Annotated in this window: 14 protein-coding genes; 11 read left to right on the forward strand and 3 right to left on the reverse strand. The window is 63.4% G+C overall.

Translation table 11 applies throughout. The annotated features are described in order from the left end of the window. The first annotated feature begins 17 nt into the window (after positions 1-17). The 7 genes from BBX50_RS06585 (at position 18) to BBX50_RS06615 (ending at position 8,065) form a co-directional block, all read left to right on the forward strand. Positions 18-809: an ABC transporter ATP-binding protein gene (locus BBX50_RS06585; RefSeq protein WP_065774521.1), complete on the forward strand. Its 792-nt coding sequence runs from the start codon at positions 18-20 to the stop codon at positions 807-809. A gap of 10 nt (positions 810-819) precedes the next feature. After that, positions 820-1,773, forward strand: a complete 954-nt coding sequence (locus BBX50_RS06590; RefSeq protein WP_065774522.1) for an ABC transporter substrate-binding protein — start codon at positions 820-822, stop codon at positions 1,771-1,773. Positions 1,774-1,776: 3 nt separating this feature from the next. Then, positions 1,777-2,844: an iron ABC transporter permease gene (locus tag BBX50_RS06595; RefSeq protein ID WP_083213570.1), complete on the forward strand. Its 1,068-nt coding sequence runs from the start codon at positions 1,777-1,779 to the stop codon at positions 2,842-2,844. A 107-nt stretch (positions 2,845-2,951) separates the two neighbouring features. Beyond that, positions 2,952-3,512, forward strand: a complete 561-nt coding sequence (locus BBX50_RS06600; protein WP_065774523.1) for a DUF924 family protein — start codon at positions 2,952-2,954, stop codon at positions 3,510-3,512. Between the two features lie 201 nt (positions 3,513-3,713). After that, entirely contained in the window at positions 3,714-6,422 is a 2,709-nt protein-coding gene (locus BBX50_RS06605) for a mechanosensitive ion channel family protein (protein ID WP_139108541.1), read from the forward strand. 166 nt (positions 6,423-6,588) lie between these two features. Next, complete coding sequence (locus BBX50_RS06610) at positions 6,589-6,867, forward strand: hypothetical protein (protein ID WP_065774524.1); 279 nt, start codon at positions 6,589-6,591, stop codon at positions 6,865-6,867. A 436-nt stretch (positions 6,868-7,303) separates the two neighbouring features. Continuing rightward, positions 7,304-8,065 (forward strand): MBL fold metallo-hydrolase, encoded by a 762-nt coding sequence (locus tag BBX50_RS06615; RefSeq protein WP_065774525.1) that lies wholly within the window; start codon positions 7,304-7,306, stop codon positions 8,063-8,065. A 239-nt stretch (positions 8,066-8,304) separates the two neighbouring features. On the opposite strand, the gene BBX50_RS06620 is transcribed toward BBX50_RS06615, so the two are convergent. Next, positions 8,305-8,814: a nuclear transport factor 2 family protein gene (locus BBX50_RS06620; protein ID WP_244513106.1), complete on the reverse strand. Its 510-nt coding sequence runs from the start codon at positions 8,812-8,814 to the stop codon at positions 8,305-8,307. On the opposite strand from BBX50_RS06620, the gene BBX50_RS06625 reads away from it, so the two are divergent. After that, entirely contained in the window at positions 8,813-9,796 is a 984-nt protein-coding gene (locus tag BBX50_RS06625) for a LysR family transcriptional regulator (RefSeq protein WP_083213568.1), read from the forward strand. The two genes, BBX50_RS06620 and BBX50_RS06625, sit on opposite strands and share 2 nt — an antisense overlap. Before the next feature lie 103 nt (positions 9,797-9,899). Next, positions 9,900-10,007, forward strand: a complete 108-nt coding sequence (locus tag BBX50_RS30710) for a LysR family transcriptional regulator (RefSeq protein ID WP_244513107.1) — start codon at positions 9,900-9,902, stop codon at positions 10,005-10,007. Between the two features lie 9 nt (positions 10,008-10,016). Here BBX50_RS30710 and BBX50_RS06630 read toward each other — a convergent pair whose 3' ends face one another. Continuing rightward, positions 10,017-11,426, reverse strand: coding sequence for an adenylate/guanylate cyclase domain-containing protein (locus BBX50_RS06630; RefSeq protein WP_065774526.1), 1,410 nt, complete (start codon positions 11,424-11,426; stop codon positions 10,017-10,019). Positions 11,427-11,592: 166 nt separating this feature from the next. Next, positions 11,593-12,009: a nuclear transport factor 2 family protein gene (locus tag BBX50_RS06635; RefSeq protein WP_065774527.1), complete on the reverse strand. Its 417-nt coding sequence runs from the start codon at positions 12,007-12,009 to the stop codon at positions 11,593-11,595. Positions 12,010-12,228: 219 nt separating this feature from the next. Between BBX50_RS06635 and BBX50_RS06640 the strand changes: the two genes are divergently transcribed. Continuing rightward, the gene (locus BBX50_RS06640) at positions 12,229-12,639 is read left to right on the forward strand and encodes a GFA family protein (protein WP_065774528.1); all 411 of its coding nucleotides are present in this window, start codon (positions 12,229-12,231) and stop codon (positions 12,637-12,639) included. Between the two features lie 333 nt (positions 12,640-12,972). Continuing rightward, positions 12,973-14,394: a hypothetical protein gene (locus tag BBX50_RS06645; RefSeq protein ID WP_065774529.1), complete on the forward strand. Its 1,422-nt coding sequence runs from the start codon at positions 12,973-12,975 to the stop codon at positions 14,392-14,394. The last annotated feature ends 120 nt before the right edge of the window (positions 14,395-14,514 follow it).

Raw genomic sequence — 14,514 nt, forward strand, 5'->3', positions numbered from 1 at the left:
CGGGGAGGGATGAGACCATGACCTGCACCGCAACAGGCGCGGCCCTTCGGGTCGAGGGACTGCATTGGGGCCCACGGCCGGGGCTGACCCTGGTTGAAGACATCGACTTTTCGATCGCGGCCGGCAGCCGGCTCGCCATCCTCGGGCCGAACGGCGCCGGCAAGACCTCTCTTCTGCGCTGCCTCTACCGGGCGGTGCAGCCGAATGCGGGCCGTATCGCCGTCGACGGGGTCGATCTCTGGTCGATCACCGCGCGCGAAGCGGCGAAAACGATCGCCGTCGTGCTGCAGGAAATGCCCGGCGATTTTCCCTTCAGCGTGCGCGACGTCGTCATGATGGGGCGCATTCCCCGAAGAGAGGGCCTGAACGGCTGGACGGAACTCGACCGCGAGCGTGTGCTGCATGCGCTGTCGCATCTTGATCTCGCCCATCTCGCCGGCCGGCAGTTCGCGACGCTTTCGGGTGGCGAAAAGCAACGGGTGCTGATCGCCCGGGCGCTCGCCCAGGAGCCGCGCATCATCATCCTCGATGAGCCCACCAACCATCTCGACATCCGCCACCAGCTCGAAATCCTGGAGCTGTTGCAGACGCTGAAGCTGACGATCGTTTCGACGCTGCACGACATCAACCTTGCCGCCGAGTTCGCGACCGATGTGGCGATCATCACGGAGGGCCGGCTGACGGCGTTCGGGTCGCCGGACGAGGTGTTGAGCCCACGCGAACTCTCCGCCGCCTTCGGCGTCACGGCCACCGTTCATTCGACTGCCGCAGCCGGCAGCGCCCGTTTCTCCTTCTCACTTCCCCGATAGGACCCATTTCATGAAGATCAATATTGCCTCCTCTGCTTTCCTGCTCCTGCTTGCGGCCGCAACGCCGGCGCTTGGCCATCCGGTCACCGTCAAGAGCTGCAACCGCGAGGTGACCTTCGATGCGGTGCCGAAGCGGGCGATCGCCAACGACGTCAATCTCGTGGAAATGATGCTGGCGCTGAGGCTCCAGGACCGCATGGTCGGCTATACCGGTGTTTCCGGCTGGAAGACGCTGGACGAAAAGCTGCGCGAGGGTGTCAAGGAACTGCCGGAGCTCTCGGAGAAATATCCGACCAAGGAAGTGCTGCTCAACGCCGATGCCGATTTCTTCTTCGCCGGCTGGAACTACGGCATGAAAGTCGGCGGCGAGGTGACGCCCGAGACGCTCGCGCCGTTCAAGATCAACGTCTACGAACTGACCGAATCCTGCATCCACGTGATGGCCAAGGAAAAGCCTACGATGGACGACATGTTCGTCGACCTCCTCAACCTCGGCCGTATCTTCGGCGTCGAGGATCGCGCCGAAGCCCTGGTCGACGGCTATCGCCGCCAACTCCAGGACATCACCAAGGCCTCTGCCGGCCAGGAGAAGCTGACCCGCGTCTTCGTCTATGATTCCGGCGAGGAGAAGCCGTTCACCTCAGGCCGCTTCGGCATTCCGACGGCGATGATCGAGGCTGCCGGCGGCGCCAACATCATGGACGACGTGGAAAAGAGCTGGGTGGAAGTGTCCTGGGAGCCGGTGATCGAGCGCAACCCGGAGGTCGTGGTGATCGTCAACTACGGCGAGGTGAAGGCGGAAGACAAGATCGCCTTCATGAAGAACAACGCCGCCTTCAAGAATGTCGACGCCGTCAAGAACGACCGTTTCGTCGTGCTCGAATACGTCGAGGCGACGCCGGGGCCGCGCAACGTCGATGCGATCGCCCGGCTTGCCAAGGCCTTTCACGGCGAAGGCCTGTAAACGATGCTGGCTGAGGATGCGTCGCCTGGTTCCGTCACCGTTTCACGCCTAGGGTCGGTGCGGGGGCTGAAAGTCGGTGCCGGCCTGCTGGCGGCCCTGCTGCTGCTCACCTTCACCATCACCGCCGGCGTGTCACTCGGCTCGGCGCCGATCCCGGTTGCGACGGTCTGGTCGATCGTCGTGAGCAAGATCGCGCCCGGCAGTATCGAGGCCTTCTGGTCGGCCGGGCGCGAAAGCATCGTCTGGGACGTGCGGCTGCCGCGCGTCATCCTGGCAGGGCTCGTTGGCGCCGGCCTGGCGCTGACCGGCGCCGTGCTGCAGTCGGTGACGCGCAATCCGCTCGCCGATCCGCATCTGCTCGGCGTTTCCTCCGGCGGCGCGCTCGGCGCCATCATCGCGCTGCTCCACACCGGCCTGATCCTCGGGCTTGCAACGGTGCCGCTTTTCGCCTTTGTCGGGGCGCTTGCGGCGACGATGCTCGTCGCCTTCGTTTCCCGCGCGCTCGGCTCGAGCGCCGATCGCCTCGTACTGGCCGGCGTCGCCGTTGCCTTCGTCTTAACATCCATCGGCAACCTCATGATTTTCCTCGGGGATCCAAGAGCGACGCATACCGTGATCTTCTGGATGCTCGGCGGTCTCGGGCTGGCGCAATGGTCGCAGCTCCTCTATCCGGGGCTGGTGCTTTTCGCCTCGCTCGGCTGGCTCAGCATCCGGGCGCGCGAGATCAATGCGCTCGCCATGGGCGACGAGACGGCCATGACGCTCGGCGTCCCCGTGCGCCGCTTCCGCCTGACGCTGTTCGTCGTCACGGCGCTTCTGACCGGGGTGATGGTGGCCTTTTCGGGCGCGATCGGCTTCATCGGGCTGATGGTGCCGCATTTCGTGCGGCTTCTGGCTGGCAGCGACAATGTCCGGGTAATTCCGCTCTCGGCCTTCTTCGGGGCGCTGGCGCTGATCCTTGCCGATCTCGTGGCGCGCGTCATCATGGCGCCCGAGGACATGCCGATCGGCGTCGTCACCGGGCTCGTCGGCGGCATCGCCTTCGTTGCCATCCTGAAGCGACGCGCGTAAAGCGCGCATGAACAGGAACGCGCGCATGGACATGGACCGATCCGGACCTATGTCTTAGCCGGACACGGGAGCCGAACAGATCGGCACTTGAGCCGCATGAGGAGCCAATGGCGAACGAAGCTGAAATCTGCACGCCGGAAGACGTTCTGAACTTCTGGTTCGGCGAACTTACCTACGACGACTGGTTCGGGACGAGCCACGAGGTCGACCAGACCTGCATTCGCCGCTTCCACGCGTCGCACCTGGCGCTTGCCCGCGGTGTCGGGGAGATCTGGCGCGCAACGCCGGAAAACCGGCTGGCGGCGATCCTGCTGCTCGACCAGATGCCGCGCAACATGTTTCGCGGCACGCCGCTCGCCTTTGCCACCGATTGCCTGGCGCTCCACGAGGCCAAGCTCGCCGTCGGCGCTGGCGCCGACATGGCGATCAGGCCCGAATGGCGCGCCTTCGTCTATCTGCCCTTTGAGCACTCGGAAAACCTGACCGACCAGACGATGTCGGTGAAGCTTTTTACCGAGCTCGGCGATCCCTCCTATCTCGACTACGCCATCCGCCATCGCGAGGTGATCGAGACGTTCGGCCGCTTTCCGCATCGCAATGCCTTTCTGGCGCGCCCCTCGACGGAGGCCGAACTGACCTATCTGGCGACGCCCGGCGCCGGCTTTTAACGGAAAAGCGGGCGCCGGCGGGCATTTATCGCTGTTCTTTGCATCTTTCCGCCGTCTTTCGTATTCACATCAAAATGTGATGACAGCCGGAGCGATTCCGGGCCACGGTCTCAACCTGCAAGGATCATGAAATTGCGTTCTGTCGGAAAATTGCCCGCCATTCTCCTCTGCCTGCTGGCGCTTGCCGCCACCGGCCCGGTCATGGCCCAGAAGGCGGCGCAGCCGGCACAGGCAACGACGCAGGCCGGGCAGAAATCGGCGCAATCTCCGCAGTCGGCCCAGACCGCTACACAGCCTGCGACCGGCAAGCCGGCGCAGGAGGCCGCTCAGCCCGCAGACAACGCGGCGACACCCGGTGCCGCAGAGCCTGCAGCGACCGCCACCCAGCAGCCGGCAGTAAATGCGGCCCAGCCGGCTGCGGATGCGGTGCCGGCGGATGCCACGCCGCCGGCCCAGAGCCAGGCGGCCGAACAGCTTGCCAAGGCCGGCGAGGAGCTGAGGGCGCTGACCGAGCGCGTCGAGAAGGCGAAAGACGACGACATCGTGCTTGCCGACATCAAGGTTCAGGTCGATGCGCTGGCCAAGCAGATCATCGGCGTTTCGGTCTCGACCCGCCCGCGTCTTGACGAGATCAAGGCCCGGCTCACCGAACTTGGCGACCCGCCGGGCGAGGGGCAGCCGCCCGAAGCCGATATCGTGACGGCTGAGCGCAAACGGCTGATGGCCGAGCGCGGCGCCATCAACGCGCTGACCGGCGAGGCAGAGGGCCTCTCGATACAGGCGACGAAGCTTTCAAACACCATCACGGCGACGCGACGGGCGCTGTTTTCCAATACGCTGCTGAAGAACACCGAAGTCTCGGGCGACATGTTCAATGATGCCCTGTCGGCGACGGCAGATGAGACCCGTGTGCTGACGCGCAGCGTCACCAGCTGGCTGAGCTTTGCCTGGAACTACAAGCGGATACCGCTACTGACGGCGCTGTTCCTGTCGCTGCTGGCGGCGCTCGTGTTCCTCGCCGGCAGCCGCAGGCTCTTTCGCCCGCTGATCCAGCATGACATCACCGACGAGGAGCCGAGCTACTTCCGCCGCCTTTCGGTTGCCTTCTGGTCGACGATGATCCCGACGATCGCCTCGGCCGCCTTTGCGATCTCGAGCTTCCTGTTCCTGCGTGGCTTCAACGTTCTGCGCTCCGACATCGCGCCGATCATCGCCATTACGCTCGGCGTGGCGGTGGTGGTGTTCTTTATCACAAGGCTTGCCCAGGCGGTGCTGTCGCCGCGCGATTCACGCTGGCGGCTCGTCAGGGTGTCCGACCGCGGCGCAAGGATGCTGATGGTCGCGATCTTCGCCATGGCGCTGGTCAACGGTCTTGATTACCTCTTCGGCGGCGTCAGCGAGGCGCTCGGCTCGCCGGTGGTCCTCACCGTCGTCAAGAGCTACATCGCCTCCATCGTCATCGGCCTCATCATCATGGCGTCGGCCTGGATAAAGCCGACGCTCAGGAAGGATGAATCCTTCGACGCCCATGGCCGCGCCTGGCCGCGGGTGGTGTCGTTCGCGTTGCTGGCGACCGGTGCCTTGCTGATCATTGCCGCCGTATCGGGCTATGTCGGTCTTGCCCGCTTCATCGCCACGCAGATGATCATCACCGGCGCGATCGTGGTGACGATGTATATCGGCATTCTCACCGGCCGGGCGGTGGCAAAGCAGAACGCCTTCGCGGAGACGGCGGTCGGGCGTTATCTCGAGCGGCGCTACGATCTGGAACAGGTGGCGCTCGACCAAGTCGGGCTTGCCGCGGGCTTGAGCATCTATGTGCTGGTGGTGCTGTTCTTCATCCCGCTGGTCCTTCTGCTGTGGGGATTCCAGATCGCCGACATCGAGTCCTGGGCCTACCGCGCCGTGACCGAGATCAAGATCGGCTCGATCACCATTTCGCTGGTCGGAATTCTTGCGGGCATCCTGTTCTTTGCGCTCGGCTATGTCGTCACCCGTTTCGTGCAGCGCTGGATCGACGGCAACATCATGGCGCGCAGCCGCGTCGACGCCGGCGTGCGCAACTCGATCCGCACCGGCATCGGCTATATCGGCGTCGGTCTTGCCGGCCTCATCGGCCTGTCGGCGGCGGGCATCGATCTCTCCAACCTAGCTCTCGTCGCCGGTGCCCTCTCGCTCGGCGTCGGTTTCGGCCTGCAGAACATCGTCTCGAACTTCGTCTCGGGGCTGATCCTGCTTGTCGAACGGCCGTTCAAGGTGGGTGACTGGATCGTCAGCGGCACGACCGAAGGCTTCGTCAAGCGCATCTCGGTGCGCGCGACCGAGATCGAGACTTTCCAGCACCAGTCGATCATGATGCCGAACTCGCTGTTGATCAACGCGTCGGTCGGCAACTGGACGCACCGCAACAAGCTCGGCCGCTCCGAGATTGCCGTCACCGTCACCTATGCCAGCGAGCCGCGTCGGATCATGGACCTGCTTTCCGAAATCGCCGCCGCCCATCCGATGGTGCTGAAAAACCCGTCGCCGAGCGTCGGCTTTACCGCCTTTGGCGACGAGCGCATGACCTTCGAGCTCAGGATCTATGTCGCCGACGTCCTGACCGGTGGCGGCGTGCGCAACGACCTGCGGGTCTCCATCTACGAGCGCTTCCGGGACGAGGGCATCGGCGCGCCGTTCCCGGTGAAGATCGAGGACGTGCCGGTCGAGGACCAGACCGGCATCGAAAGCCACGAGCCGGAGAAGGTGGGCGAGCCGAAGGGTGCCACCTCGGCCGAGGCAAGGGCCTCTGCCAAGGCGACCGCTTCGGACAGGAAGATCGCGTCCGCAGCACCGCTCGATGACGACCGAGAGGCGGAAGACGCCGGCAATCGTCGGGCCGCCAGCCGCCGCGCGAATCCAAACCGCTGATAAACGGAGCATTCAGCGCCCATTCAGCCGACCTGCCATAAAAAGCATGCAATTCTTCTGGTGACCGATTACGTTGTCATCGGCTGAAGAGGTGGCCGGCGCAGCGTCGCGAAACCGACGGGGCGGCCGGGCCGGCAGAGGGCGGCGCGTCTGGCGCCGATGGGCGATGAAGAAATTTGTGATTGCTTTGCTTTCCGGCGTGCTGGTGACCGGCGTCCTTACGGCAGCGGCAGCGTCTGCCGCGACCGTCACGAACAAGGACGGCGAGACCGCCGTCCTGATCGTCGTCGAAGGCGAGAGCCGCGTGGAAGTGGCGATCGCAGCCGGAGCGACCGAAATGATCTGCCCCAGCGGCTGTTTCGTCACCGCGCCGAGCGGTGACCGCATCGGCCTGCAGGGTGACGAGAACGTCGAGATCGTCAACGGCAACGTCGTCGTCAAGTAACCCTCCATCGATCGGCAATGGTGCAACCGGCTTTGCGCCGTTGCCGAGCAGCAATCCCCAAGCGTACCACCCATCCGCTCGCTGAAGCGGCGAGCCGCCTGGAGCATCCGGCTCTCAGGTGAAGGCACAGCCAGCGCAAAGGCCGCCCCAGCATCGAAGTCCTGCGGTGCCAGGTATCCGAAGCCGTGGTGACGATTACCGCGACGCATTCCTGCGGCCGCGCCTTTGCCTGCCATCGGACGGCGCGGGGGCAGCCGTGGGACTGCGGTTGGCGGTGAAAGCCACCCTTCGTCTGGCGATAGCGCGCGCGATTTCTAAATCTGGATCTTTCCGACCGTTGCCGGCGCCAGGCTGCATTTCAGGGCTTGCTTTCATCGCGGCATGCGCAACGATCAACACAACGTTCAATGCCGCTTTCCGATAAGGGAGGACTCCCATGAAACTCCAGCTTATCCGCAACGCAACCCTGAAGCTCGACTATGCCGGGCACACCGTGCTGGTCGATCCCTTCCTCGGGCCGAAACACAGTCTGCCGTCCTTTGCCGGACGTTCGCCCAACCCGCTGGTCGAGCTTCTCGTTGACATCGATACAATCCTCGCCGGCGTCGAACTGGTGATCATTTCGCACCTGCACGAGGATCACTTTGACGACACCGCCAAAGAGCGGGTGCCGAAGGGCCTGCCGATCTTCTGCCAGCCGGGCGACGAGCAGGCGATCCGCGCCGCCGGCTTTCGCGACGTGACGCCGCTCTCGGACAACGCGAGCTGGCAGGGTCTGACGCTGACCCGGCGCGATGGCAGCCACGGGCTCGGCCCGGTGGTCCAGGACATGGGGCCGGTCATCGGCTTCAGCCTCGAGGCCAAGGGCGAGCCGACGGTCTATTGGGCCGGCGACACGGTCTTCTATCCGCCGGTGGAAAAGACGATCGGCGACATGAGGCCGGATATCGTCGTCACCCACTCCTGTGGGGCAAAGTGGAACGGTGACCTTATCGTCATGGACGCCGAGCAGACGATCAAGGTCTGCGAGACCGCAAAGAACAGCCTCGTCGTCGCCACCCACATGGAAGCGCTCGACCACGCCACGGTCAGCCGGAGCGAACTGCGCGCCGCCGCCGACGCCCATGGCATACCCTTGACGAAGTTGGTGATCCCTGACGACGGCGAGGTGCTGACGCTGATACCGCCTGTTGTCTAGGGTGAAAGCCCGATCGAAGGCCGCAGTTTTGGGTGGAAAGCGGACATTCCCATCCATCGCTTTAAGTCGCCGCAACTGAGCGGCGGACCTACAGCGCCGCGCGTCTTATCAGACGCGCGAAGGTCGCTGTAGCACTTTGATTTGCTGCATGTCTTCGTCCTCAAATCGAGGTCGATTTAAGGAGACATGCAGTAGCACTCGTTTTCGGCTTGGCGGGACGGGGGGCGATGGCAGAGCTTTCAGGCCAGAGTCTCGGCGGCGAACACCTTCTGGACGATCTGCCAGCGCCCGTTGAGGTAAAAGCATGACAGCAGGTCGGTCACCTCGCGGGGCGGGATCCGCAGGCGGAGCTTGAGCAGCGCCATGTCATGGGTAATGGCGATGGAGAGGATTTGGTCTGCGCGCAGGCTGCCGGCATGCTGCGGTGAGACTAGGCTCCGGACCGCATCGAGCCAGGCGGCAACAGGGGTAACCACCACGCTGTTGCCATCGCCGCGCCGGGTGACCAAGGCGGCGGGGTCGAAAATGGTTGCGAACTTGTCAGCGTCCATCGCATAGGCGGCATCGAAGTAGGTTTTCGCTAAGCCGACCAATCCATCTATGTTTCCTGTCGAGGGCGTGTACTGCGGCGTCATGGTGGTTCCCTTCAAATCTAGCGTCCAGCAGACTATAAAGATGGAGGCGGCAATGTTTAATCTGCGTGCACTAATCAACCTTATAAGCTGAGCTAAGCAATCGAAGGCGATCATGAAATCTTCCCTTTTGTCTGCCGGAGACTTCAACCAGCTCCGCGCCTTCGTGGCCGTCGCCGGTTCGCTGAACTTCAGCCGGGCGGCCGAAAGCCTCGGTGTGTCATCCTCGGCGCTCAGCCAGATGGTCCGAGCGCTCGAGGAGCGGGTCGGGGTCAGCTTGTTCAACCGCACCACCCGCAGCGTCTCCCTGACCGAGGCGGGGGCCAAGCTGTTCGAACGGGTACAGCCCGCCGTCGAGGAGCTGGCGGGGGCGCTGGGCGAGACCCGCGAGCGCCGCGCCCATCCCGCCGGGACTGTGCGGATGCACTGCTTCCGGGCGGCGGCGGACCTCTATCTGACGCCGATCCTCCGTGCTTTCAGCGACGCCTATCCGCAGGTAGTGCTCGACGTCACACTCGACGACGCCGTCGTGAACATCGTGGCCGAGGGCTATGACGTCGCCATCCGCCTCGGCGAGGTGATCGACAAGGACCTCATTGCGGTGAAACTCGGTCCGGACCTACGCCAGACCGCGGTCGCCTCGCCCGACTATCTCGCCCGGCACGGGACGCCGGCCCATCCGCGCGACCTTCTCGCCCATCGCTGCATCGGCTGGCGATGGCCGGGCCAGAAGACGCCATACAAATGGGAGTTCATGGAAAACGGCAAGTGGTTCGAGGTCGCCATCGACGGGCCCCTGATCTCCAACATGAAGGACTTCGGGGTGCAGGCGGCGGTCGACGGAGTCGGCGTCGCATTCGCCAGCCAGCAGCTGATCGCGCCTCACGTCGCTGAAGGCCGCCTTGTCGCGCTGCTCGAGACCTGGTCCGCTCCCTTCCCCGGCTACTACCTCTGCTATCCGGCCCAACGGCAGATGGCGCCGCCGCTTCGCGCCGTGATCGACACTATCCGTGGCGGCCGGCGCGAAAGGAACGGCGTCGAGACGGCGGCGGCGATCGGCGCGGCCATGGCGGCGCTGGCGCCAGCGTCTTTGGGCTGATCGACGCTGGTTCGCGGAGGGCGCCCATGGCCACCTTCTCGCAGGTGGCCGAGGCCAGGGGATCAACGCGGCCGCACGCCGCATAGGACTGCTCAAAACCACGGTGAGCCGCCGGATAGCGCGGCCGGAGGCCGAGCTGGGCGCGCGTCTGTTCCAGCGCTCGACCCGCCAACTGCGGCTGGCGGGCCTCTCATGTCCCGTCGGCAGTTAGTCAGCGGGCTCAAGGGATCGAAAAGATGCTGATCTCGTTGGTGATGCCGCGCAGTGCTACATTGTGTGACTGCGGGTTGAGGCCGCGGTTGGTCAAAAGGCTCGATGCGCGCGGGTCCTCGAGCACGGCACTGGTGGCGAAGATTTCGCGCGAGGTGGCGAGATGCTGGACGCGCGAGGCGATGTTGACCGTCTGGCCGAAATAATCCTGGCGTTCGTTGAGGTTGACGGCGATGCACGGACCTTCGTGAATGCCGATCTTCAAGAGCAGGTCTTCCGCACCGCGCGCCTCGTTCAGATCGCGCATCGCGTCGCGCATGCGCATGGCGGCGGCAACCGCCCGATCCGGGGTCGGGAAGGTCGCCATGACCGCATCGCCGATCGTTTTCACCACCGCGCCGGCTTCGGCCGCGACGATCTCGTTGACGACGCTGAAATGGGTTTTTACCAGATCGAAGGCGGCGAGATCGCCGACCCGCTCATAAAGCTCGGTCGAGCCGCGCAGATCGGTGAACAGGAAGGTGAGGCTGGTGATCTTCAGCCGCTGGTCCACGTCGATCGTGTCAGCGCGGTAAATGTCGCGGAAGGTCTGGTTGGAAAGCAGCCGCTTGGCGGTGAGAAACGGCCGCCTCCGACCGAGAATTTCGTGCAGCGTGTCGTTGGCGACGCAGACGGAGGGCAGGGTACGCACATCCGTGTGGTTTTCCACCTGGATGCGTAAGGGCCCCGGCTGCATGGTCAGCGCGTCGTCGTGGCGGTGGCCGCGGTCAAAGACCAGAGACAGGGTGCGCCGCTCCTTGGTCGGCTCGCCCTTGACGTCGATGAACTGCGCCGCGTGGGTCACCGGCTCGAAGACGATGATGAATTCCGCCGGCAATTGCAGCGAGATGACAGCCTTTTCGCCGGGCGGCAGTTCCAGCGCCTCCAGCACGAAATCATCGATCCGGGCCTCGTAGTCCTCTTCCGGCAGCTCGATGCCAGAGCCCCAATAGACCTGCCGGAAATATTCAAACGGCGGCAGCTCGTGCGGGTTGTGGGCCTCGATGTGCCTGACGCGCGGGCTCACGGTGAAGGTGACCTCCACCATCTCGTCCAGCGTCGGCTCATAGCCGGCGGCGCAAAGCGAGCAGGTATAGGTATCGCTCTGCACGGTCTTCAGCGAGGTATTGGAATCAAGCACACCGCCGCAGCCGGGGCAAAGCACATTCCACGACATCTCGAAGAGGCCGAGCCGTGAGGCATGCAGGAAGGCGGCGATGACCTTTTCTTCGTCGAGCCGATGCTCGGCGGCAAAGGCGAGCGCATTGATGCGGCCGAGCTTGCGGTCCGGCGCTTCCCGGACAAATTGCTCCAATACGCCGGTGATTTCAGGCTGCACGGCTTGGCGCAGCATGTCGAAGAGAGGCTGGGCTTCACTCATGATTGCATCCTACACCGAAAATCGCCGGTGGGGCAGGGGGTTGTCTGCGCCGATCTGACGGGCAAAGAGCGGCCCGGCCGCCGGTCACGCCACCGCGACGCGTCTGGCGATGCGGCAGAAAATCGACGCGCCGCTCCTCGCGGCCGTTTGCGCGCGCCTGCGCGTGCTATGCCGCCTTGCGGTCGCGACCGAAGGGATCGCCTAGTACCGATTCCGTATGCAGCGAAGCCAGCCACCCACCATCTTTGCGGACCCAGGTGGTGGCATCGGCCGCCTTGATCGTCAAAGGCTCGCCCTCGACCTCCATCTCTTCCGTCACCGTGTAGGCGATGACGGCGACGTCGTCGTTCGGGAAGAGGACGCTGACGTCGTCGAGGCGGAACGATTTGAGTTTCCACGATTCTTCGGCCTGTTCGGACATCCGGCGATAGTCGTCGGGGGTCAGCACCGCCGCCCCTTGCGCCCCCACGACGATCGACCGCTCCGGCAGCATCGCCACCGACGCCTCGGTATCCTTCTCCAGAATGGTTCGCCAGAATTCCTGCTCGAGATCGATGATCTCCTGTTCATCGGCATGGGCCATGGTTCATAACCTCCATTTGGAATACCAGCAGAAGACGTGGGACGGCCAAAGGTTCCGACGAAACTGCACCGGCGGACAATGTGCACTTTGGGCGCCCTGTGGCGCGACCGTGTGCCGAAGGAAGCGCGCCACGGGTATTGGTCACGGAACCCGCAGCGGAACCCAACGCCCGCGTTCGTCGTTTTGCCGATTCAGCATGTGCAAGCGAGGATGGGAGCGATGTCGATCTTGACGGGAAAATGCCTTTGCGGCCGGGTGCAGGTTTCGGTCCGCGGTGAACCGCTGCGGGTTGGCATTTGCCACTGCATGGATTGCCGCAAGGAAAGCGGCTCTGCCTTTACCTTCTATGGCATCTGGCCCGCTGGCCAGTTCGAGCGTCGGGGCGAAACTGCGGAGTTTCAGGGGCGGTGCTTCTGCCCGGGGTGCGGCTCGCGGGTGTTTTCGGTCGATGAGCGGGAAGCGGAAGTGAAGCTCGGCATCCTCTCCGAGGCCCCGACGTCGCTTGCGCCGAGCTACGAACTCTGGGTCAAGCGGCGCGAGCCATGGCTCATACCCGTGGAAGGCGCGGAACAATTTGAGGAGGATCGGGTGCGAGAGGCTGGCGGCGTACCGGACGACACGCGCTATTAGAGGGACGCGTCTGCCCGGAAAGGAACTCCGGCATGGTCCAGCAACGCTGGATGGTGGAAGGGTGTCAAAGAAAACGCCCGGCGCGCTGCAGGGTGGTCTGAAAATGGTTGTGTTCCGGTGTATATGTGTTTTTATGTTGTTATCCTAATTCAATCTATAGTATAAAATCGCAGGAAACGATGTCGATACTCCCGCTTGGCGGGGCGCTGCGGTGAGCTCTTTCTGTGAGGACTGCGAGTGACTTGAGCGACGCGACGAGCGTCGGCTCCGAGGGGGGCTGCGTGTTGCGCAAGTTCCGCCGTCCAGGTGGGGTGAGCTTGCGGGGAGGGGCGATTGTCGAATTCCGATAACTTGAAGGACGAGCTCTCCCGAGCTCGCGAAGCCATCCTGCAGGCGATCAAGCTGGCCGAGAAATCGGTCCAGAAGGTCGCGATCGGCGTGGCGGCAATCATCGTGCTGATCGCGCTCTCCCACAGCCTGACAGGCAATGAGACGTCGACCGCCACCGGTCTGTTTCTGAGGGCGTTGGCAACGTCAGGCGCTGCAGTCTTTGCTGCATCGTGCGCCGGCTATGCAATCGGCTTCCTGTTCGGCATTCCCAAGTTGCTGCAAAGGGGCACAGACAAGATAGCTGGTGCACGCGACGATATCGATCGCTCATCGAAGAAGCTCTTCTACACCAACACAAGTTTGGAGGAGATTTCCGATTGGCTGACGAAAATCATAATCGGCCTCGGCCTCGTACAGTTCGACAAGCTCATCTACTACATAAAATATGCCTCGGACGTGCTGGCTGCATTTGCCTTTGGCAACGGGACCGACGCGTGCCCGCCGCGCCAACAGCCCTGCACGGACCCGGCGGCTGCGTTCTTTTTTTCTTTGATTGTCGGCTGTCTTATCCTGGCGCTTATCCTCGGGTACCTGCAGACCCGGACGCGTCTAACTTTGATGTTCCTTGGGGTTGAAGGGGTCAATATGCACGCCGCTGCCGAATTCGAGAAAGCGGCGATGACCCCGTTGGTCGTTCCCAATGAGCCAACGGCGACGCGGCAGCGCCAACCAGGCACGCTGTCGCAACCTTCGGATGAAGATAAGAAGCTGGCGCAGTTTTCGATCGAAAACCTCAGGTCGCCGATGCAGATCGCGGGCTGGGCGTCGGCGTTGGTGCGCACAGGAGGGAGCCCGCAAATCAGTGAGGATGCCTTGCGCACGGCGTTGCAGAGCGATCCGACCAATCCCGAAATTCTCATGCGGCTTGCGGAAGTCCGCAAGCTGACCAGCAATTATCCGGGTTACGTCTCCACCGCGGTCGATCTCGTTCACAGTCCGCGGGCGAACAAATCCGAAATCAGCGCGTTGGTCATGGACGCGCTGCTCGACGCACTCTACCTCAAGGCGCCATTCGGCTACGAAAAGGCAATTGTCCTGGCCAATTATCTCTTGGACACAGGTCCGGAAATGCGGCTGGCCGATCGCCCGATCGTCCTGTTGTGGCGCGCCACCGCTTACGCCCAGAAGTACGAACACCTCACGTCGCAAGGATCGGCCGATGCAGCGGGCGCTAGACGAAATGCGCTTGCGGAGGCACGCAAGTTGGTCGACTTGGTCCCGGATCGCAACGCGGAAACCCGTCGCTTGTTGAGAGAGATGTACGACCCGGAGACCTACGGGGGCCTGCAGACGGACAACGACTTTGAAGTCTTCAAAGGTGATCCCGACTTCGAGCGGGTAATCGTGCAGGGCAAACTGGACTAGCTTACTGGTTCACATCCGAGTGCTTACATCCTTGCCGATGGGATGTTCTATTTAAGCGTCGATTCATCAATGGAATTGTGCTTAAGATCAGGGTGTTACTGCGCCGCTTGCATGTCCCGA

Origin of the sequence: Ensifer sp. LC11, assembly GCF_001695835.1 — a bacterium.
Classification (GTDB): domain Bacteria; phylum Pseudomonadota; class Alphaproteobacteria; order Rhizobiales; family Rhizobiaceae; genus Ensifer.